A 17,327-nucleotide genomic window follows, 5' to 3' on the forward strand; every position below is an offset into this window, starting at 1 on the left:
AGGGGGATTTCACATGCAGCGCATTCAATTGGCTGAAGACCTGGAATTTTCAAGAGTGATACACGGGCTTTGGCGTCTGAACGAATGGAATGTTTCAGACGGAGAGCTGCTGAATCTGATTGAATGGTGTATCAGCCAAGGCATCACCACCTTCGATCATGCCGATATATACGGCGGTTATACGTGTGAAAAGCTGTTCGGCGGCGCTTTGTCCCTTTCGCCTTCAATAAGGGAGCGAATCGAAATCGTCACAAAATGCGGGATTGTCATTGAATCACCGGAGCGGCCAGGAAACAAGTCGCATCATTATAATACGTCGAAGTCTCACATCTTAGCGTCGGCGGAGCAGTCGCTTTTGAATCTGAATACGGATTATCTGGATGTGCTGCTCATTCACAGACCGGACCCGCTTATGGACCCGGAGGCTGTGGCTGAAGCGTTTCACGCGCTGAAAAGCTCGGGCAAGGTCAGATATTTCGGGGTATCGAACTTTAAAGCGCACCAGTACAGAATGCTCGAATCCTATTTGGATGATCCGCTCATCACAAACCAAATTGAAATCTCGGCGTACGAGCTGGAAAATATTCATGACGGCACGCTGGATTTCTGTCTGGAAAAACGCATTCCGCCGATGGCGTGGTCACCGCTTGCGGGCGGGAGCGTCTTTACAGGACAATCAGATAAGGACCTCCGAATCCGTGCCGCGCTTCGTTCCGTACAGGAAGAAATCGGCGCCGCTTCCATTGACGAAGTCATGTACGCATGGCTGTTCACCCACCCGGCAGACATCATGCCGATTGTCGGCAGCGGAAAAGAGAACCGCATTTCCGCCGCGGTGCGTGCATCCGCGTACAAACTCAGCCATGATCAGTGGTTCAGGATTTATACCGGTGTCCAAGGCTGCGATATTCCATAAACAGAACAAACGCCCGGAAGGTATCTTCCGGGCGTTTGTTTATGTGGTGTGCAATGTCTAAAAACAAGTAAGGTCACTTTGAAGTATAGCCGTGCGGATCAAGAGTAACAAGCGTCATGGCATATTATCTGACACATTTTTCTTTTTCAATACTGTCACACGGCCCAGTGCCAAATTGCCATTTGAAAATGGTTGAATAATCATTGAAAGCGTTTTATATTATAATTTACATCACTTTCCCCGGCAGCACTCCCCATATGCCATACTTCTCACAACTAGAAAATCTGGAGGCGCGTTTCATGTATATGACAGCGAGAGAACAAAAATTAATGAAACATCTATTACTGCAGAACCGTTACGAGACAGTGCATGAACTGGCAGAAGCTTTACAAGTCAGCACAAGAACCGTTCACCGCGAGTTAAAAACAATCAAACCGATGATGGAATCATTCGGTCTGGCACTTGATAAACAGCCCGGCAAAGGACTGAAAGCGGTAGGAAACCCGGAGGACAAACAAAAACTCCTGTCAGACCTGTCCTATGAACAGCATGAATACAGCGCTGAGGAGCGGAAACTTTTAATTCTATGTTCACTATTAGAGTCGCAAGAGCCGATCAAGCTCTACAGTCTGGCGAACGAACTGCAAGTGACAAACGCGACAATCAGTTATGATCTGGATGAGCTGGAGACCTGGATCGCGCCCTTCGGCTTGACGCTGATCCGAAAAAGGGGCTTCGGCATACAGCTGACGGGTCCGGAAAATGCGAAACGGAAAATCGTCGGCAATCTCATCGTCAACCGGCTTGATATTCAGAGCTTTTTGGAAGCGGTTGAATTCAATATTAAAGGAAAACCTGACGATGCTGAAAAAATGTTCGGGGTCGTAAATAAAGCGGAACTTTTGAAAATGGACCGGCTCTTGATTCAGCTCAAGGAAAAAATCGCGATCGCCTTATCTGACAGCTCATACATGGCGCTTGCGGTTCATTTAACCTTTGCGATGGACCGAATCAGACTCGGAGAAACCATCACGATGGAGGCTTCGGAACTAAAAGCGCTGCAGCAGACGAAGGAGTACGGCTCTGCGATGGAAATGGCAAAAGAGCTTGAAAAAGCGTTCGGCGTTTCAATTCCGGAAGCTGAGATCGGTTATATCACCATTCATTTGCGGAGCGCCAACCGCCAATACAAAACGGAATTCAAACCGGAAAACATTGAAGTTGAAACGGCCTTGCAAACGAAGCAGCTGATCGGCTTCATTTCTGAAAAAATCAAAATTGATCTGACGGAAAACGGTTCTTTATACGACGGTTTAATCGCCCATCTGGAGCCTGCGATCAACCGGGTGAAAGAAAATATCGACATGTACAACCCGATGACCGAGCAAATTAAACGCGACTACTTTCTGCTGTACATGGCCGTAGAAGAAGGAATGGAAAAATTCTTTCCGGGGCTTCTTTTCTCTGATGATGAGATCGCTTTCATCGTTCTTCACTTCGGCTCCGCTCTGGAAATCAAACGGGAAGAAGCGAAGATCAAAGCGCTGATCGTCTGTTCCAGCGGCATCGGGTCGTCCAAAATGCTCGCATCCAGACTGAAAAAGGAGCTTCCGGAAATCCGTTCCTTTGATATGTCTTCCCTCATCGAACTGAAGGACCGAGACATCACCGCGTATGACATGATCGTATCCACCGTTCCGATCCCGTATGGAAACATTGATTACGTCATGGTCAGTCCGCTTTTAAACGAAGAAGACGCTGATCAGGTGAAGCAGTACATCAAAAGAAAAATTCCGCTGATTCTTGACAAAAAAAGAAACGGTAAAAGAGAAGAGAAGCAGCCGGAGACGCCTGATATGCTGGAAGCGGCCGGCCGTATGGCACATTATGCGGCGGTTATCCAAAGCGTGCTGCGGAACTTTTCGATCAAATCCATTGAGTCAAACACGGCGTACGAACTGTTTTTGAATCGTTTGTTTGCCATGCTTGAGCAAGAAGGATTTGTCCGTAATGCCAAACAAACCGCACAGCGCCTTGCAGAGCGTGAACGACAGGGCGGACTCGGCATTCCGGGAACGGCGATGGCGCTGTACCATCTCAAAAATGAAGAAATTGTCACGCCTTTTTTCAAAATTTATGATTTGACAGCTCCATGCAGTGTCAAAGGCATGGACGGAAATTCCCTGACCGTCGGCCGCGCTTTGGTGATGATGGCGCCGGCTGATATGCCCGCTGAAGGGTCGGAAATACTAAGTGCGGTCAGCTCCGCCATCATCGAGTCCGAAGACAGTATAAAAGCCTTCCAGACGGAGGATGAAGCCGATTTATACAAACGTTTAAACAAGCTGTTTTATCATTTCATTCAGGAGAAAGGACAGCGGTAAACAGAAAGCGCACACCTCATATGGGGTGTGTTTTTTTCTGCATGTATGAGGGTAAGGGGAAGGGAAGAAACTAAAAACATGGGACTATTGTATCATTCACGAATGGAATAGTTCTAAAACAAAATTGTTTTACAAGTTATATTTTTTGGTTTAAAATGGGTTGCGTGAGGAAGAAAATCTGACAGAGTTTTTTGTGATTTATGATTATGGGAGATGAAAATATGGAGACATTACAGCATATGATTCTGCATGACATTTCAAATAGCGAAGAGATCGAAGCTGTAAAAAGCGGTGCGCATACCCTGACCTACGCGGAATATCGAAAACGAATCAACCAGCTTGCACAAGCGCTTCTTGATAAAGGAATAAAAAAAGGCGACAGAGTGGCGATGCTTTGCAAAAACGGCCACGCGTCATCCATTGTCATGTTTGCGGCACTCGAAATCGGCGCGGTTGTTGTGCCGGTCAGCTGGCAATTAACACCTTACGAAATGAAAGGCATTTTAGCAGCCTGTGAACCGAAAGCTGTCTTTTTCGGCACTGAATTTAAAGAGATTATGGAAGAAGTTCTTCCTGCGCTGGTATCTTCTCTTAAACTGAAGGTCGAGACAGGAACAGCTGCGGAGACAACGCCTGAGTTTGACGCTTTATTGACAGGCTCCGGTGATACACCGGATGTCGAAACGGTGTCTGAAAACGATACGGCATTGCTGATGTTTACCTCAGGTACAACCGGCAATCCGAAACGCTGCATGATCACTCACGGCGGCATATACAACTACGTAAACGCGACATTGGCTTACACGGGGAGAATGCAGCATGTCCGCTTCTTAGCATGCCATCCGAATTACCATACGAGCGCGATTATCTGCCAGATGGTCGGCACGATGAGCGGAACGACATTCATTATGACAGACAATCAGGACCCTGTGGAAAACTTGAAGCTCATCGAAAAAGAAAAAATTCAAACCATCATGGCGCTGCCAGTCTATTTCACATACCTGCTGAAAGCATGGGAAACGCACCAGACTGACATGTCTTCTATCGTTTATATGATGACGGGAGGCACAAAGGTGCCAAGCAGCCTGATCCAGCAGTATCTCGACATCGGCATCCCGCTCATGCACGGATACGGAAGCACGGAAGCGTGGGGCATCAGCTCTTGGAATCCGCAAATGGGAATGGATAAAGCCGCTTCCGCGGGTAAACCGATGGAAGAAGTGGACGTCCGCGTTGTAGATCCGGAAACAGGTGAAGTCCTTCCGCAAGGCTCAATCGGAGAAGTCGTTGTGACAAGTCCGTTTTTATTCAAAGGCTACGAAGGTAACGAAGAAGCGACACGAAAAGTGCTGAAAGACGGCTGGTTCCATACCGGCGATTCCGGCTATGTGGATGAAGACGGATTTATCTTTATCACCGGACGTTATAAAGATGTCATCATCTACGGCGGCGATAATATTTATCCTGACCAGATTGAAGAAGTCATTCAGCAAGTGCCGGGAATTCTCGAAACAGCGGTTGTCGGTATCCCTGATCCGCTCTACGGCGAAAAGCCGAAAGCGTTCATCGTGACAAACGGCAGAGAAGACCTGACAGAAGAAGAAGTGACCCGATTCCTTCAAGAACGTCTTGCTGCCTTTAAAATTCCGGACATTGAGTTCGTCAGCGAACTTCCGAAAAACAACCTTGGAAAAGTGAGAAAAGACGTGCTCCGCAAACAAGCGGTACGTTCATAATAGAGAACAAAAACCCGGCTGCCAGCCGGGTTTTTTTCTTGCGTTCCATGTGAAACATTTTTCTCCGAAAACATTTTGAACTGTCTCAATCATGTTTATCCGGAAGACAGCAGAGGTAGACAAGAAATATGACAACGAACCAGAAGGAGGAACTTGACATGGAAAACTATCCGAAGGAATTCCCGGCGGAATCACAAAACCGCCAGCCGGGCATTGAAAGCGAAATGAATCCGGCGCCTGTTTACGAATACAAAGAATATAAAGGCGCTGACAAATTAAAAGGGAAAACCGCGCTCATCACAGGGGGCGACAGCGGTATCGGACGCGCCGTTGCGGTTGCTTACGCGAAGGAAGGCGCAAATGTCGCGATCGTCTATTTTGATGAACACGATGATGCGGAAGATACAAAAAAACGAGTGGAAGAAGAAGGCGTAAAATGTCTGTTAATCCCCGGCGATGTCGGTGAGGAAGACTTTTGCAATGAAGCCGTTGAAAAAACGGTTGAAGAATTCGGGCGTCTTGATATTCTCGTGAATAACGCTGCGGAACAGCATCCGAAAGAAAGCATTAAAGACATCACAAGCGAGCAGCTTCACAGAACCTTTAAGACAAACTTTTACTCACAATTTTATTTGACTAAAAAAGCGATTGATTACATGAAGCCGGGCAGCGCGATCATCAATACGACATCCATTAATCCTTACACAGGCAACCCGCAGCTGATTGACTACACGGCTACGAAAGGCGCGATTAACGGTTTTACGAGATCCATGGCGCAAGCGCTCGTCAACGATGGTATCCGTGTCAACGCCGTGGCGCCGGGGCCGATCTGGACACCGCTTATTCCGGCGACATTCTCAGAAGAAACAGTCGCTTCCTTCGGTCAGGATACGCCGATGGGCCGGGCAGGCCAGCCTGTTGAGCATGTCGGCTGCTATGTGCTCTTGGCCTCAGACGAATCCTCTTATATGACCGGACAGACGCTGCATGTCAACGGCGGCAGATTTGTGACCACATAAGGAGGCTGACCGATGACGATATCGAAGCATGACGTGAATGCATACTATCAAAAAGCGGGAATCGTTCTGACTGATGATGAAGTCGAAGACATTCAAATCATGGATTACGGCTTAGGCAAGCTTGAGGAAACCGGGCTTCAGCTGTTTATTTACGTGAATACCGACCGCTACTGTTCGAAAGAATTGGTGCTCTTCCCGCGCCAGACGTGTCCGGAACACCGCCATCCGCCGGTCGGCGGCGAGAAGGGAAAACAAGAGACATTCCGCTGCCGCTGGGGGAAGGTGTATCTCTACTTGGAAGGTGAAAAGGCAGAGAACCCAAGCGTCCTTCCGCCGGAAGAAGACAAGGAATATTACACCGTCTGGCATGAGATTTTGCTTGAGCCGGGCGGACAATACACCATTCCGCCGGATACGAAGCATTGGTTTCAAGCGGGAGAAGAAGGGGCGGTCGTTACGGAAATGTCATCGACAAGCACGGATGATCACGATGTTTTCACCGACCCGCGCATTTAAGGATGAGGCTGCACGCCTCATCTTTTTTGGATGGAAAAAAATAAATTTACCTGTATAATGGCTAATAAAGGAAAGAAGGTGCGGTCGTGTTTTCCTGTCAAATCCGGGAACATCTGACGATCAGATTGCTTGCCAAAGAAGATACGGACGAATTGTATTCTGTTATGAAGCGAAATCAAAACCATCTCAGCGAATGGCTCAGCTGGGCGGAAGAACTGGCTGACATCGATACGTACCGCGATGTGATCATCCCCGAATGGCGCTATAAATATGCGGAAGAGAATGGGTTTGACGCCGGAATTTTTGTGAAGGGCCGGTTTTGCGGCATGATCAGCATCCATAATGTCGATACAGTTAATCAAAAAGCAGAGATCGGCTACTGGCTGGATCGAGAGCATGAAGGATTCGGCATTATCACCGCAAGCTGCCGGGCGGTCATCACCCATGCATTTCAGGACCTCGGGCTGAACCGCATCATGATCAGCGCGGCTGAAAAAAACACGAAAAGCAGGGCGGTGGCGGAACGGCTCGGATTTCAGAAAGAAGGACTGACGAGAGAAGGCATTTTTGTACAGGGCGCCTATCATGACACGGTGAACTACAGCATGCTGAAGCGGGAATGGAGCGAAGATCGGCAGAAGAGCACATTTCTTGGTTTAAATGTCTCCCCAATGTGGAAAAGTAACAGCGGAGACGTTAAAAAGGAGTGATTCTTCATGAATCAAAATGAAATCAAAGAAAAAGTGCTTGAAGTACTGGATCATCATAAAGTCGGTTCGCTTGCGACGGTAGAGCAAGGCAAACCGCATTCACGCTACATGACATTTTTCCATGACGGCTTAACGATTTACACGCCGACGAGCAAAGACACTCATAAAGCGGAAGAAATTGAAAACAATCCGAATGTTCATATTCTGTTAGGGTATGACTGTGAAGGATTCGGTGACGCTTATGTGGAAGTGGCCGGAACCGCCAAACTGAACAACTCAGCAGATTTAAAAGAAAAGCTGTGGGATCCGAAACTGGAACGCTGGTTTGACGGAAAAGACGATCCGAACCTGGTGATTCTCGAAATTGAACCGAAGCAGATCAAGCTCATGAACGCGGGTGAAAAAACGCCGGCCGAGCTGGAACTTTAATAAATCATTTGATTATTCAGGGGCAATCTGTTATACTTAACTGCTAAGTGACAACATGCAAATAAAAAAGAAAGTAAACTTCTTTTTTCTGTTTTGATATAGAAGCTTCAGGCTTCAACGGACAGCTTGAAAAAAAGCTGAGCTTATTCTTTTCCTTCTGATATTCGCCCCTAACGAAGAGATGGAAAAAAGACTTTTTGTTTTACAATTCACACCGGCGCGGCTTCGGAGCCGCAGTGACGATTGAGAGGTAGGGCTTTCGTTGTCTTGTGTTCAAGAACTTCCATGGTGTTTACTTTCGAAGAATGATTCTGTCGGAACTGTTAATACGAATCACCCGCAGGCTAAGGCGGGCAACCATATATTATTTATTTGCGTAAGAAAAGAATAAGACAAAACCGCGCCGGACATCCGGGCGGTTTTTTTATGTAAACGGCCGAAACCTTGCCGCAGTCTGCAGAGTCTAATCAGTATGAAAAGATTTGGAGGAATCATACATTGCACGTTATTACTTCACAAGTACTGTTTATCTTCTGTTTTCTGCTGCTGATACATTCGATTGAAACGCTTGCCTATGCAACACGGCTTTCCGGCGCGAGAGTCGGATTTATCGCGTCCGCGCTGTCATTATTTAATGTCATGGTTATTGTGTCGCGCATGTCAAACATGGTTCAGCAGCCGTTTACCGGACATCTGATTGATGCCGCCGGATCAAACGCTCTGTCTGTTGTGGGCGCTCAGTTTCGATTTTTAATATTCGGCTCCACGGTCGGAACGATGCTCGGCATCTGTCTTTTGCCGACATTCGTCGCGTTATTCTCCAGGGCGATTATACACTTGGCGGACGGAGGAGGCTCCGTCATGCAGGTATTTAAAAAAGGATTTTCACTGAACGGGCTGAAGCATGCGCGTTCTTATATCAGACTGCCGTCAGTCTCCTATTTAAAGGGGCTTCAATTCCGAATGATCCCGAAACGCTTGTTTGTCATTAATATGGTCATTACGTCTATTTACACGATCGGTGTTCTGTCCGCTCTGTACGCCGGCCTTCTGGCGCCTGAGCACAGCACGACGGCCGTTATGGCATCAGGCTTAATCAACGGCGTTGCGACTATGCTGCTGGCCGTGTTTGTTGACCCGAAAGTCTCCGTACTGGCAGACGATGTGGCGAAGGGCAAGCGCAGCTACGTCTCCTTAAAATGGACCTCATTGACGATGGTCACATCAAGGGTCGCGGGCACGCTTCTCGCCCAGCTCGTATTCATCCCCGGCGCTTATTATATCGCCTGGGTGACGAAATGGATGTAACGCATGAAAAAAGCTCCTCTGCAGAAGAGGAGCTTTTTATTGATAATTTCTCAGGCCGCGATCATAAATAAAATTACCGAACGGAATAAAGGCCGCGATAAAACCGGCGGCTGACCATTTCACATGCCATTTGACAGTAAACGCCGCATACGCCAGCACCGCCAGATAAATGATAAACAAACCGCCGTGAATGGAACCGGCAATGGTGACGGCGAGCGGATGATGAGCCCAATACTTCAGCGGCATCGCGATAAACAGCAGCACCAAAAGCGACATTCCTTCAATAAACCCCATCGTGCGAAGTCTGCCGATCGGCGTGTGTAACATACAGCTCCCTCCTGTCGGACATCTTTTTTCCTCTATACTATAAGCAAAGGGCAGTCCTAATATGACCATTTCGCGTCAGTTCCTGAAAAAACCTTCATGATTTCAGCCTGTTGTTCTTGTCATTTTTCGGATTTCTCTTGATAATATAGCCAAAAGGGTAAGGAAGGACTACAGTCATGAAACTAGATAATGTGGATCTGAGCATCATTAAAGAGCTGCAGCAGGACAGCCGCCTGTCCATGCGGGAGCTGGGCAGAAAAATCAAATTGTCAGCCCCGTCCGTCACAGAGCGTGTCAGACAGCTTGAATCCTTCGGCGTTATTAAGCGCTATACATTGGACATTGATCAAAAAAAGATCGGGCTCCCCGTCTCCTGCATTGTCGAAGCGACGGTGAAAAACGGAAAATATGATCAATTCAAAACCTACATTCAATCCATTCCCAACATTGAATTTTGTTTTCGGGTCGCCGGGGCGGCGTGTTATATGCTGAAGATTAACGCGGACAGTCTGGAAACGATCGAACACTTCATCAACCGCACCTCTCCGTATGCCCAAACCGTGACCCACGTCATTTTCTCAGAAATTGACACAAAAAACGTCCTCGATTAGAGGGAGCGTGAGGAAGTCTGTTATAATAACAGGATGAGTGTGAAAGAAAGAGAAGTGAAAAGCATGTCAAAAACAGTTGTATTAGCTGAAAAACCTTCAGTCGGCCGGGACTTGGCCCGCGTTCTGAAGTGTCATAAAAAAGGAAACGGATATCTTGAAGGCGACCGCTACATCGTCACATGGGCGCTCGGGCATCTGGTAACGCTCGCTGACCCTGAAGGATACGGCAAAGAATTTCAATCATGGCGGCTTGAGGATCTTCCGATTATTCCGGAGCCTTTAAAGCTCGTCGTCATTAAAAAAACAGGAAAACAGTTCAATGCGGTCAAAGCTCAGCTTGTCCGGAAAGACGTCAGCCAGATCGTAATCGCTACAGACGCAGGACGGGAAGGGGAACTTGTGGCCCGCTGGATTATCGAAAAGGCAAACGTCCGCAAACCGATTAAGCGGCTGTGGATTTCCTCTGTGACGGATAAGGCGATTAAAGAAGGATTTCAAAAGCTCCGCAGCGGCAAAGAGTACGAAAACCTGTATCATTCCGCTGTTGCCAGAGCGGAAGCGGATTGGATCGTCGGCATCAACGCGACCCGCGCCCTGACCACGAAATTTAACGCGCAGCTGTCATGCGGACGCGTCCAGACTCCGACACTGGCGATGATCGCCAAACGCGAAGCGGATATTCAGGCGTTCAAACCCGTTCCTTATTACGGCCTCCGCGCGGCGGCTGATCAGATGACGCTGACATGGCAGGATAAAAAAACAAAACAGACAAGAACGTTCGATCAGACGGTGACCGGCCGTTTGGCAAAAGACCTGCAAGGAAAGCCGGCAGTCATTTCAGAATTGAAAAAAACGGCGAAGAAAAGCTTCGCTCCCGGTCTTTACGACTTGACGGAATTGCAGCGGGACGCTCATAAGCGCTTCGGTTTCTCCGCAAAAGAGACGCTGTCCGTGCTTCAAAAGCTGTATGAACAGCATAAGCTTGTCACTTACCCGCGGACGGATTCCAGATTCCTTTCCGCAGACATCGTGCCGACTTTAAAAGACCGTTTAAACGGTATGGAAGTTAAGCCGTACGCCCAGTACGTCAATCAAATACTGAAGCGGGGCGTCAAAGCGCATAAAGGATTCGTCAATGATGAGAAAGTATCGGATCACCATGCCATCATTCCGACAGAGGAGCCGCTGATCCTTTCAAGCCTCAGCGACAAAGAACGAAAGCTTTACGATCTGATTGCCAAACGTTTTCTCGCCGTGTTAATGCCGGCGTTCGAATACGAAGAAACAAAGGTCACAGCCGATATCGGCGGCGAAACATTTACCGCAAAAGGGAAAACGGTTCAATCGCCTGGCTGGAAAGCCGTGTATGATATGTACGAGGATGACGACGATCATGAGGAAGACAAAGACCAGACGCTCCCGGATCTTCAGCAGGGGCAGCGCCTCACTGTCTCATCATTGAAAGAAACGAGCGGTCAGACGAAACCGCCGGCGCGCTTTAATGAAGGCACGCTGTTATCCGCGATGGAGAACCCAAGCGCCTTTATGCAGGGAGAAGAGAAGAACCTTGTGAAAACATTGGGTGAAACCGGCGGACTCGGAACAGTCGCCACCCGCGCTGATATCATTGAAAAACTGTTCAACAGTTTCTTGATCGAGAAAAAAGAAAAAGATATTTTCATTACGTCAAAAGGGAAGCAGCTCTTACAGCTCGTCCCGGAAGATTTAAAATCGCCGGCCTTAACCGCTGAGTGGGAGCAAAAGCTCTCCGCCATCGCAGCGGGCAAACTGAAATCCGCCGTGTTCATTAAAGACATGAAAACATATGCGGGCAAAACGGTGAAGGAGATCAAAAACAGCAGCCAGACTTTCAGACATGACAACATTTCAGGCACCGCCTGCCCTGATTGCGGCAAAATGATGCTTAAAGTCAACGGCAAACGCGGCACGATGCTCGTATGTCAGGATCGTGAGTGCGGCAGCCGGAAAACGCTGGCAAGAAAAACAAACGCCCGCTGTCCGAACTGTCATAAGAAAATGGAGCTTCGCGGCCAGGGCGAAGGCCAAACCTTCGCATGTGTATGCGGCCACCGGGAGAAACTGTCCGTCTTTGAAAAGCGGAAGGCGAAAGATAAATCCGGACGCGCATCCAAGCGGGACATTAACTCTTATATGAAAAGCCAAAACAAAGAGGAGCCGATGAACAACGCGCTGGCAGAACAGCTGAAAAAACTCGGCCTGGATAAATAGATCAGAGAAAGGCAGCATTTGTAAAGAAATGCTGCCTTTTGTTGTGTTTTTTACTGTAATGGGAATACGATCCATGTGAAGAGGGAAAAGGTGAGAGGCGGCGCTTCCATTTAAAATTTTCCAATGTGAAAAAATGCTAGTATTCTTTTATCGTTTCCTTTATAGTAAAAATACTTTGTGAAAAAATAAGATATGGGTCTAAAAAAGGGTTTGTAAAATAGGAGGATGGACTGTGAAGCAATTCGTTTTTCGTCTGATGATCCTTTTGATTTCGATCGTTCTGACGGCGGGGTGCGCGGAGGCCGGACCTGAAAAACAGATGGCGGCCGAACCGTCCGGACCGCTTCAGCCCGCAGAGCATTTTATTTATCATAAATTGATGAACGGGCGGGGGATGATCCGGACGAACATATCCGGTGAGCCGGAATATTTATCTGAGTCTCTCGGACTATGGATGGCATTTTTGCTGAACAGGAAAGATGAACGGCAGTTTCAAGCGCAATATCAGCTTCTCACCGATTCGTTTCTGACGAAAAACGGGCTCGTGTCGTGGAAGATTGACGGGAATAAAGCGAGCGGCACCAATGCCTTAATTGACGATTTCAGAATCATGAACTGTCTGAATGAGGCCGGAACCCTGTGGGGAAACAGTGAATACGGGAAAACAGCGGTGCAGATCGGGAAGGCGCTGGAAAAATACAATACAAATGACGGGTATTTTACGGATTATTATGATGCCGCTTCAAATGCCGCATCAAAGACCGTGACCTTGTCCTATGTTGACCCCGGCGCCTTACAGATGCTCAGAGAAAAAGGGATTATCGATGAGAAAACGGAAAACCGGAACCTTGATGTTCTCAATCATGCGCCCCTGAAAAATGGTTTTCTGCCGAAATCATTCAATACCGAAACAAAGGAATACAAATATGACAGCGAAGTGAATGTCATCGACCAGCTGTACGCCGCCGTGAATCTGAAGCGGGGCGATGGCAAGGCTGCCGCGCTGTCAAAATGGATGATAGAGGAATTTAAGTCGCGCGGACAGCTGTACGGACGATACAGCGCAGACACGAAGGAGCCGGCGGTTCAGTACGAATCACCGTCCGTTTACGCCCTGGCCGTTCTTTTTTTAGCAGAACAAAAAGCTGATCCGGCTGTCATCAAGCCGCTTTATGAAAGAATGACTTCATTTGAAACACTGGACACGCTGAAACCCGATTACGGCGGCTATATGAGCGGGAGCGATACACATTCTTTCGATAACCTGCTGCCGCTTCTGGCTGAAAGGAAATTGTTTAATGAAAATATCATTCAATGAATCACAAAAACTGTGCAGCTACACAGCAGTTATGCTGGTGCTGCTGTCTTTTTTTATTTACTATGCGTCTCAGCAATCCGCAGGGCTTCTGATAACCTGCATCACATTGCTTGTTGCGGGAGCCGGTATATGGTTCGGGGCAATCTACGCGCTCGTCATGACCTTACTCGTCTTATTTGTTCTCGGCAGCCTGCTCCTGTGGTTTCAGACCGGGAGCTTTATGGCGTCTGCCGATGCCGAAAGTCTGCAGGTGCTGGTCATTTGGGGGATTGCGCTGCTGCTCTTTTCTTACATAGCGGGAAGGATTCACGAGTTGGCGAAGGGGCTTGAACGCTCAGTGAAACAGCTGCGTGAAGAGATTACGAGCTTTGTCGCCGTCGACAGGGTGACCGGCTTTGACAACCATCTGCGGATGAAGCTGGAGCTTTCCGAGGAAATCAAGCGGGCGGAACGCTACGGCAATTCCTTCGTCTTTTTGCTGCTGCACATGCATTATTTCAAGGAATTCAAATCCCTGTACGGAGAAAAAGAGACCGATCGGCTGCTGGCGTTTATCAGCCGCCAAATCCGGTCAAGCGTTCGGGAAACAGACAAAAAATTCAGGCCGTCCGCCGAACGGTTCGGCATCGTGCTGACCCATACGCCTGAAGAAAACATGCCGGCCGTTCTGGCGAAGCTGAAAAAGGAATTGGATACGTACCGGCTGCAAAACGGTAAATACGTCTCCATCACCTTCCGTGTATGTTACTTGGCGTACCGAAAGGATTTACAAACGGCCGAGCAATTTTTAAATGAACTGGAAAACGAGATGATGATGAATGAACTCTAAATGGATACGTCTCTTACTCTCGGCGCTTTTCATGATTTCGGCCGTTTATGTTCCCCGTCCGGCGGAAGCAAAAGACAAAAAGGACGGTATTCTCATTATTTATACAAGCACGGACGGCAAAGAAACCGCTGAGGTCAAAATGCTTGATCTGACCGCGGGCCATTTCTCATCCGCCGTCACCGTGAAAAGCGACGGAGACATCACAGCCGCGGACTTCAAAAAGAATCGGCGCGTCATCTATTACGGCGTCACGAAAAAAAAGCTCAGCACATCATTTGTGTCACTGATCAGCAGCATGCCGCAGCAGCTTATCAGCATCGGCTATAACGCCGGACAGTTCCGCCAATTTGCGGGGTTGTCCCTGACAGAAAAAGAAACGGTATACCGCATTTACGGCAAAAAAGAAAAAACAGACATGCCGCTTGAAAAAGGGATGTCCGTGCTCGGCGTATCGGGAGTAAAAGGAAAGTCCCTTTATACATACCGGTCCGGTGACGGCAGCACCCGCCCTTTTATGTGGAAAACGGCGCGCTCTGACTATTATTTCGGTGTGACGAGCCTGTTAAATGATTCGTTTCTGACGGCGAAAGCGATGCGAAGCGCATTCGGAGAATCACAGGGCGGCACCCTCCTTTACTTGCGGCTTGAAGACATCAGTCCGATGTCAGATGAAACATTGCTTTACGAAGCGGGCGCTTATCTGCATAAAAGACACATTCCGTTTATTCTGGCGGTCATTCCGGTCTATCTCAATCCGGAAAACGGAGAAAAAGTATACCTGGCGGACAAGCCGAAAATGGTAAGTGTCCTGAAAAAACTTCAGCAAATGGGCGGCAGCATCATTATTCACGGCTACACGCACGCTTACCGATACAGCGAAACGGGAGAAGGCTTTGAATTTTGGGATGCCAAAGCGGATCAGCCGATTACGTCAGAAAATGCGGATGATACTCCGGTCAAGCTTGAAAAGGAACAGGATTTTCCGAATGAAAAAGCGTACCGGGCGTATGTGAAGCCTTTCCGTGAAAAAGAAAACATCTACACGAGAACGAAGCTGGAGCAGGCGATTGACGATCTGACAGAGCTCGGCCTTTACCCGCTGTCATTCGAAGCGCCGCACTACACGATGTCTGAAGAAGGCTACAAAATCGCATCTTCTTATTTCTCCAGCATTTTCGGACAAGTGCAGCTCAGCGGCGCGACGTGGAAAACCTCGGGCGCCCCTCCGTTCGTCTCAAAGCCGGCTATGCTGGACGGGATGACGCTGTACCCTGAAACAATCGGTTATGCCGATAACTCAAAGGAAAATCCGCTCGGAGATATGGAGAATCATATTTCTCAGATGATTGATTTCGGCGGCGGAACGGCGGGCGGTTTCTACCATCCGTATCTCGGCATGAAATACCTTCCCGAGCTCGTCAATCAGATGGAGCGGATTCCCGGCGGCGAGTGGCTCGATCTGAAGAAAACAAAGCAAACGGTAACGTCGGACAGCGTCAGGATCAAAACGGACGGAGACGGAACCATTCATGTGGAAAACAAGATTCATCCGGTAACGGCCTTTTTCAATCATCACCAGCAGACGCCTCTTGAAAAAGCGCTTTGGATTCTCTCCGGCGTGGTGTTATTGTTTATCATCATGTTCGCCTGCTACGTCCTTTATTTGCGCGCCACATTAAAAAAACGAATCTTTAAGGAGAGAAGAAGCCTTGAGTAACATTCTGTTTTTTATCTCATTAAGTTTAATATGGGTGATGCTTCTCTATCACATGTTTCTGATGCAGGGCGGATTCAGGCATTATATGACCTTCGAACGGAACATTCCGAAATGGCGCGCAAAGATGGGGGAGCTCCCGAAGGTCAGCGTGCTCATCCCCGCGCATAACGAGGAGGTCGTCATCAGGCAGACGCTGAAGGCGATGGTGAACCTGTATTATCCGAAAGACAGGCTTGAGATCATTGTCGTTAATGATAATTCCTCCGACCGGACGGGAGACATCGTCAATGAATTTTCCCGTCAGTATGACTTCATTAAAATGGTCATCACAAAGCCCCCGAACGCCGGAAAAGGAAAATCTTCGGCGCTGAACTCAGGGTTCGCGGAATCGAACGGAGACGTGATCTGCGTGTATGATGCGGACAATACGCCGGAAAAAATGGCGGTGTACTACCTGGTTCTCGGTCTGATGAATGATGAGAAAGCGGGAGCGGTTGTCGGGAAATTCCGTGTTATCAATGCGGCGAAAACGATCCTGACGAAGTTTATCAATATTGAAACCATCTGTTTTCAGTGGATGGCGCAGGGCGGCAGATGGAAATGGTTCAAAATCGCCACCATCCCGGGAACGAACTTCGCGATCAGGCGGAGCATTATCGAACAGCTCGGCGGCTGGGATGATAAGGCGCTGGCGGAGGATACCGAGCTGACCATCCGCGTGTATAATCTCGGCTATCATATCCGCTTTTTCCCGGCGGCTGTGACATGGGAGCAGGAGCCTGAGACATGGAAGGTCTGGTGGCGTCAGCGGACAAGATGGGCGCGCGGCAACCAGTACGTCGTTCTTAAGTTTTTATCCCAATTTTTCAAGCTGAAACGCAAGCGGATCATCTTCGATCTGTTTTATTTCTTTTTTACGTATTTTTTGTTTTTCTTCGGTGTGATCATGTCAAACACGATTTTTATCATCAATCTTTTTTACGACCTGCATCTGACAGTCGGGTTTTTGGCGATGATTTTGTGGATACTGGCCTTTTTCCTGTTTATGACTGAGGTCATGATTACTTTGAGCATTGAAAAAACAGAAATGAACAAACAAAACTTCTTTATCGTATTTCTGATGTACTTTACATACTCCCAGGCTTGGATCGTGCTCGTCATCTGGTCATTATTCACAGAGATCAAGCACCGCTTGTTCAAGCAGGAAGTCAAGTGGTACAAAACGGAGCGATACAATCAAAATAAAAGCGGGTGACC

At 48.1% G+C, this 17,327-nt stretch carries 15 protein-coding genes; 14 read left to right on the forward strand and 1 reads right to left on the reverse strand.

The genetic code is table 11. The annotated features are described in order from the left end of the window. Positions 1-13 precede the first annotated feature (13 nt). The 8 genes from HAP68_RS01970 to HAP68_RS02005 all read left to right on the forward strand — a co-directional run bounded on the left by HAP68_RS01970 (position 14) and on the right by HAP68_RS02005 (position 9,018). Positions 14-916, forward strand: a complete 903-nt coding sequence (locus tag HAP68_RS01970; protein ID WP_014304356.1) for an aldo/keto reductase — start codon at positions 14-16, stop codon at positions 914-916. A 299-nt stretch (positions 917-1,215) separates the two neighbouring features. Then, positions 1,216-3,300, forward strand: coding sequence for a BglG family transcription antiterminator (locus HAP68_RS01975; RefSeq protein WP_003156277.1), 2,085 nt, complete (start codon positions 1,216-1,218; stop codon positions 3,298-3,300). A gap of 221 nt (positions 3,301-3,521) precedes the next feature. After that, positions 3,522-5,036 (forward strand): class I adenylate-forming enzyme family protein, encoded by a 1,515-nt coding sequence (locus HAP68_RS01980; RefSeq protein ID WP_024084895.1) that lies wholly within the window; start codon positions 3,522-3,524, stop codon positions 5,034-5,036. Between the two features lie 158 nt (positions 5,037-5,194). Beyond that, positions 5,195-6,055, forward strand: a complete 861-nt coding sequence (locus HAP68_RS01985) for an SDR family oxidoreductase (RefSeq protein ID WP_015388697.1) — start codon at positions 5,195-5,197, stop codon at positions 6,053-6,055. 12 nt (positions 6,056-6,067) lie between these two features. Next, on the forward strand, positions 6,068-6,571 hold the full coding sequence (locus tag HAP68_RS01990; RefSeq protein WP_003156273.1) for a D-lyxose/D-mannose family sugar isomerase: 504 nt from the start codon (positions 6,068-6,070) through the stop codon (positions 6,569-6,571). 86 nt (positions 6,572-6,657) lie between these two features. Next, positions 6,658-7,281 (forward strand): GNAT family N-acetyltransferase, encoded by a 624-nt coding sequence (locus HAP68_RS01995; protein WP_014304361.1) that lies wholly within the window; start codon positions 6,658-6,660, stop codon positions 7,279-7,281. 6 nt (positions 7,282-7,287) lie between these two features. Next, positions 7,288-7,710, forward strand: a complete 423-nt coding sequence (locus HAP68_RS02000) for a pyridoxamine 5'-phosphate oxidase family protein (RefSeq protein WP_003156270.1) — start codon at positions 7,288-7,290, stop codon at positions 7,708-7,710. Positions 7,711-8,208: 498 nt separating this feature from the next. Beyond that, complete coding sequence (locus tag HAP68_RS02005; RefSeq protein ID WP_014304362.1) at positions 8,209-9,018, forward strand: lipid II flippase Amj family protein; 810 nt, start codon at positions 8,209-8,211, stop codon at positions 9,016-9,018. A 36-nt stretch (positions 9,019-9,054) separates the two neighbouring features. Here HAP68_RS02005 and HAP68_RS02010 read toward each other — a convergent pair whose 3' ends face one another. Beyond that, positions 9,055-9,345 carry a DUF3817 domain-containing protein gene (locus tag HAP68_RS02010; protein ID WP_003156265.1) on the reverse strand — a complete coding sequence of 97 codons (291 nt, stop codon included), beginning with the start codon at positions 9,343-9,345 and terminating at the stop codon, positions 9,055-9,057. A gap of 176 nt (positions 9,346-9,521) precedes the next feature. Between HAP68_RS02010 and lrpC the strand changes: the two genes are divergently transcribed. From lrpC to HAP68_RS02040, 6 genes are all read left to right on the forward strand, one after another. Continuing rightward, positions 9,522-9,956, forward strand: coding sequence for a transcriptional regulator LrpC (lrpC, locus tag HAP68_RS02015; RefSeq protein ID WP_024084896.1), 435 nt, complete (start codon positions 9,522-9,524; stop codon positions 9,954-9,956). 63 nt (positions 9,957-10,019) lie between these two features. Further along, a complete protein-coding gene (locus HAP68_RS02020; RefSeq protein ID WP_024084897.1) occupies positions 10,020-12,206 on the forward strand; it encodes a DNA topoisomerase III in 2,187 nt (728 codons plus the stop codon). A 232-nt stretch (positions 12,207-12,438) separates the two neighbouring features. Beyond that, positions 12,439-13,524 carry a hypothetical protein gene (locus tag HAP68_RS02025; protein WP_024084898.1) on the forward strand — a complete coding sequence of 362 codons (1,086 nt, stop codon included), beginning with the start codon at positions 12,439-12,441 and terminating at the stop codon, positions 13,522-13,524. Continuing rightward, positions 13,505-14,353 carry a diguanylate cyclase domain-containing protein gene (locus HAP68_RS02030; protein ID WP_014304365.1) on the forward strand — a complete coding sequence of 283 codons (849 nt, stop codon included), beginning with the start codon at positions 13,505-13,507 and terminating at the stop codon, positions 14,351-14,353. The genes HAP68_RS02025 and HAP68_RS02030 overlap by 20 nt, the downstream gene beginning before the upstream one ends. Next, the gene (locus HAP68_RS02035; protein ID WP_024084899.1) at positions 14,343-16,070 is read left to right on the forward strand and encodes a DUF2334 domain-containing protein; all 1,728 of its coding nucleotides are present in this window, start codon (positions 14,343-14,345) and stop codon (positions 16,068-16,070) included. Before HAP68_RS02030 ends, HAP68_RS02035 begins: the two co-directional genes overlap by 11 nt. Further along, positions 16,063-17,325, forward strand: a complete 1,263-nt coding sequence (locus HAP68_RS02040) for a glycosyltransferase family 2 protein (RefSeq protein WP_003156256.1) — start codon at positions 16,063-16,065, stop codon at positions 17,323-17,325. The genes HAP68_RS02035 and HAP68_RS02040 overlap by 8 nt, the downstream gene beginning before the upstream one ends. The last annotated feature ends 2 nt before the right edge of the window (positions 17,326-17,327 follow it).

The sequence above is a fragment of the Bacillus sp. Bvel1 genome (genome assembly GCF_014872755.1).
GTDB lineage: Bacteria > Bacillota > Bacilli > Bacillales > Bacillaceae > Bacillus > Bacillus velezensis.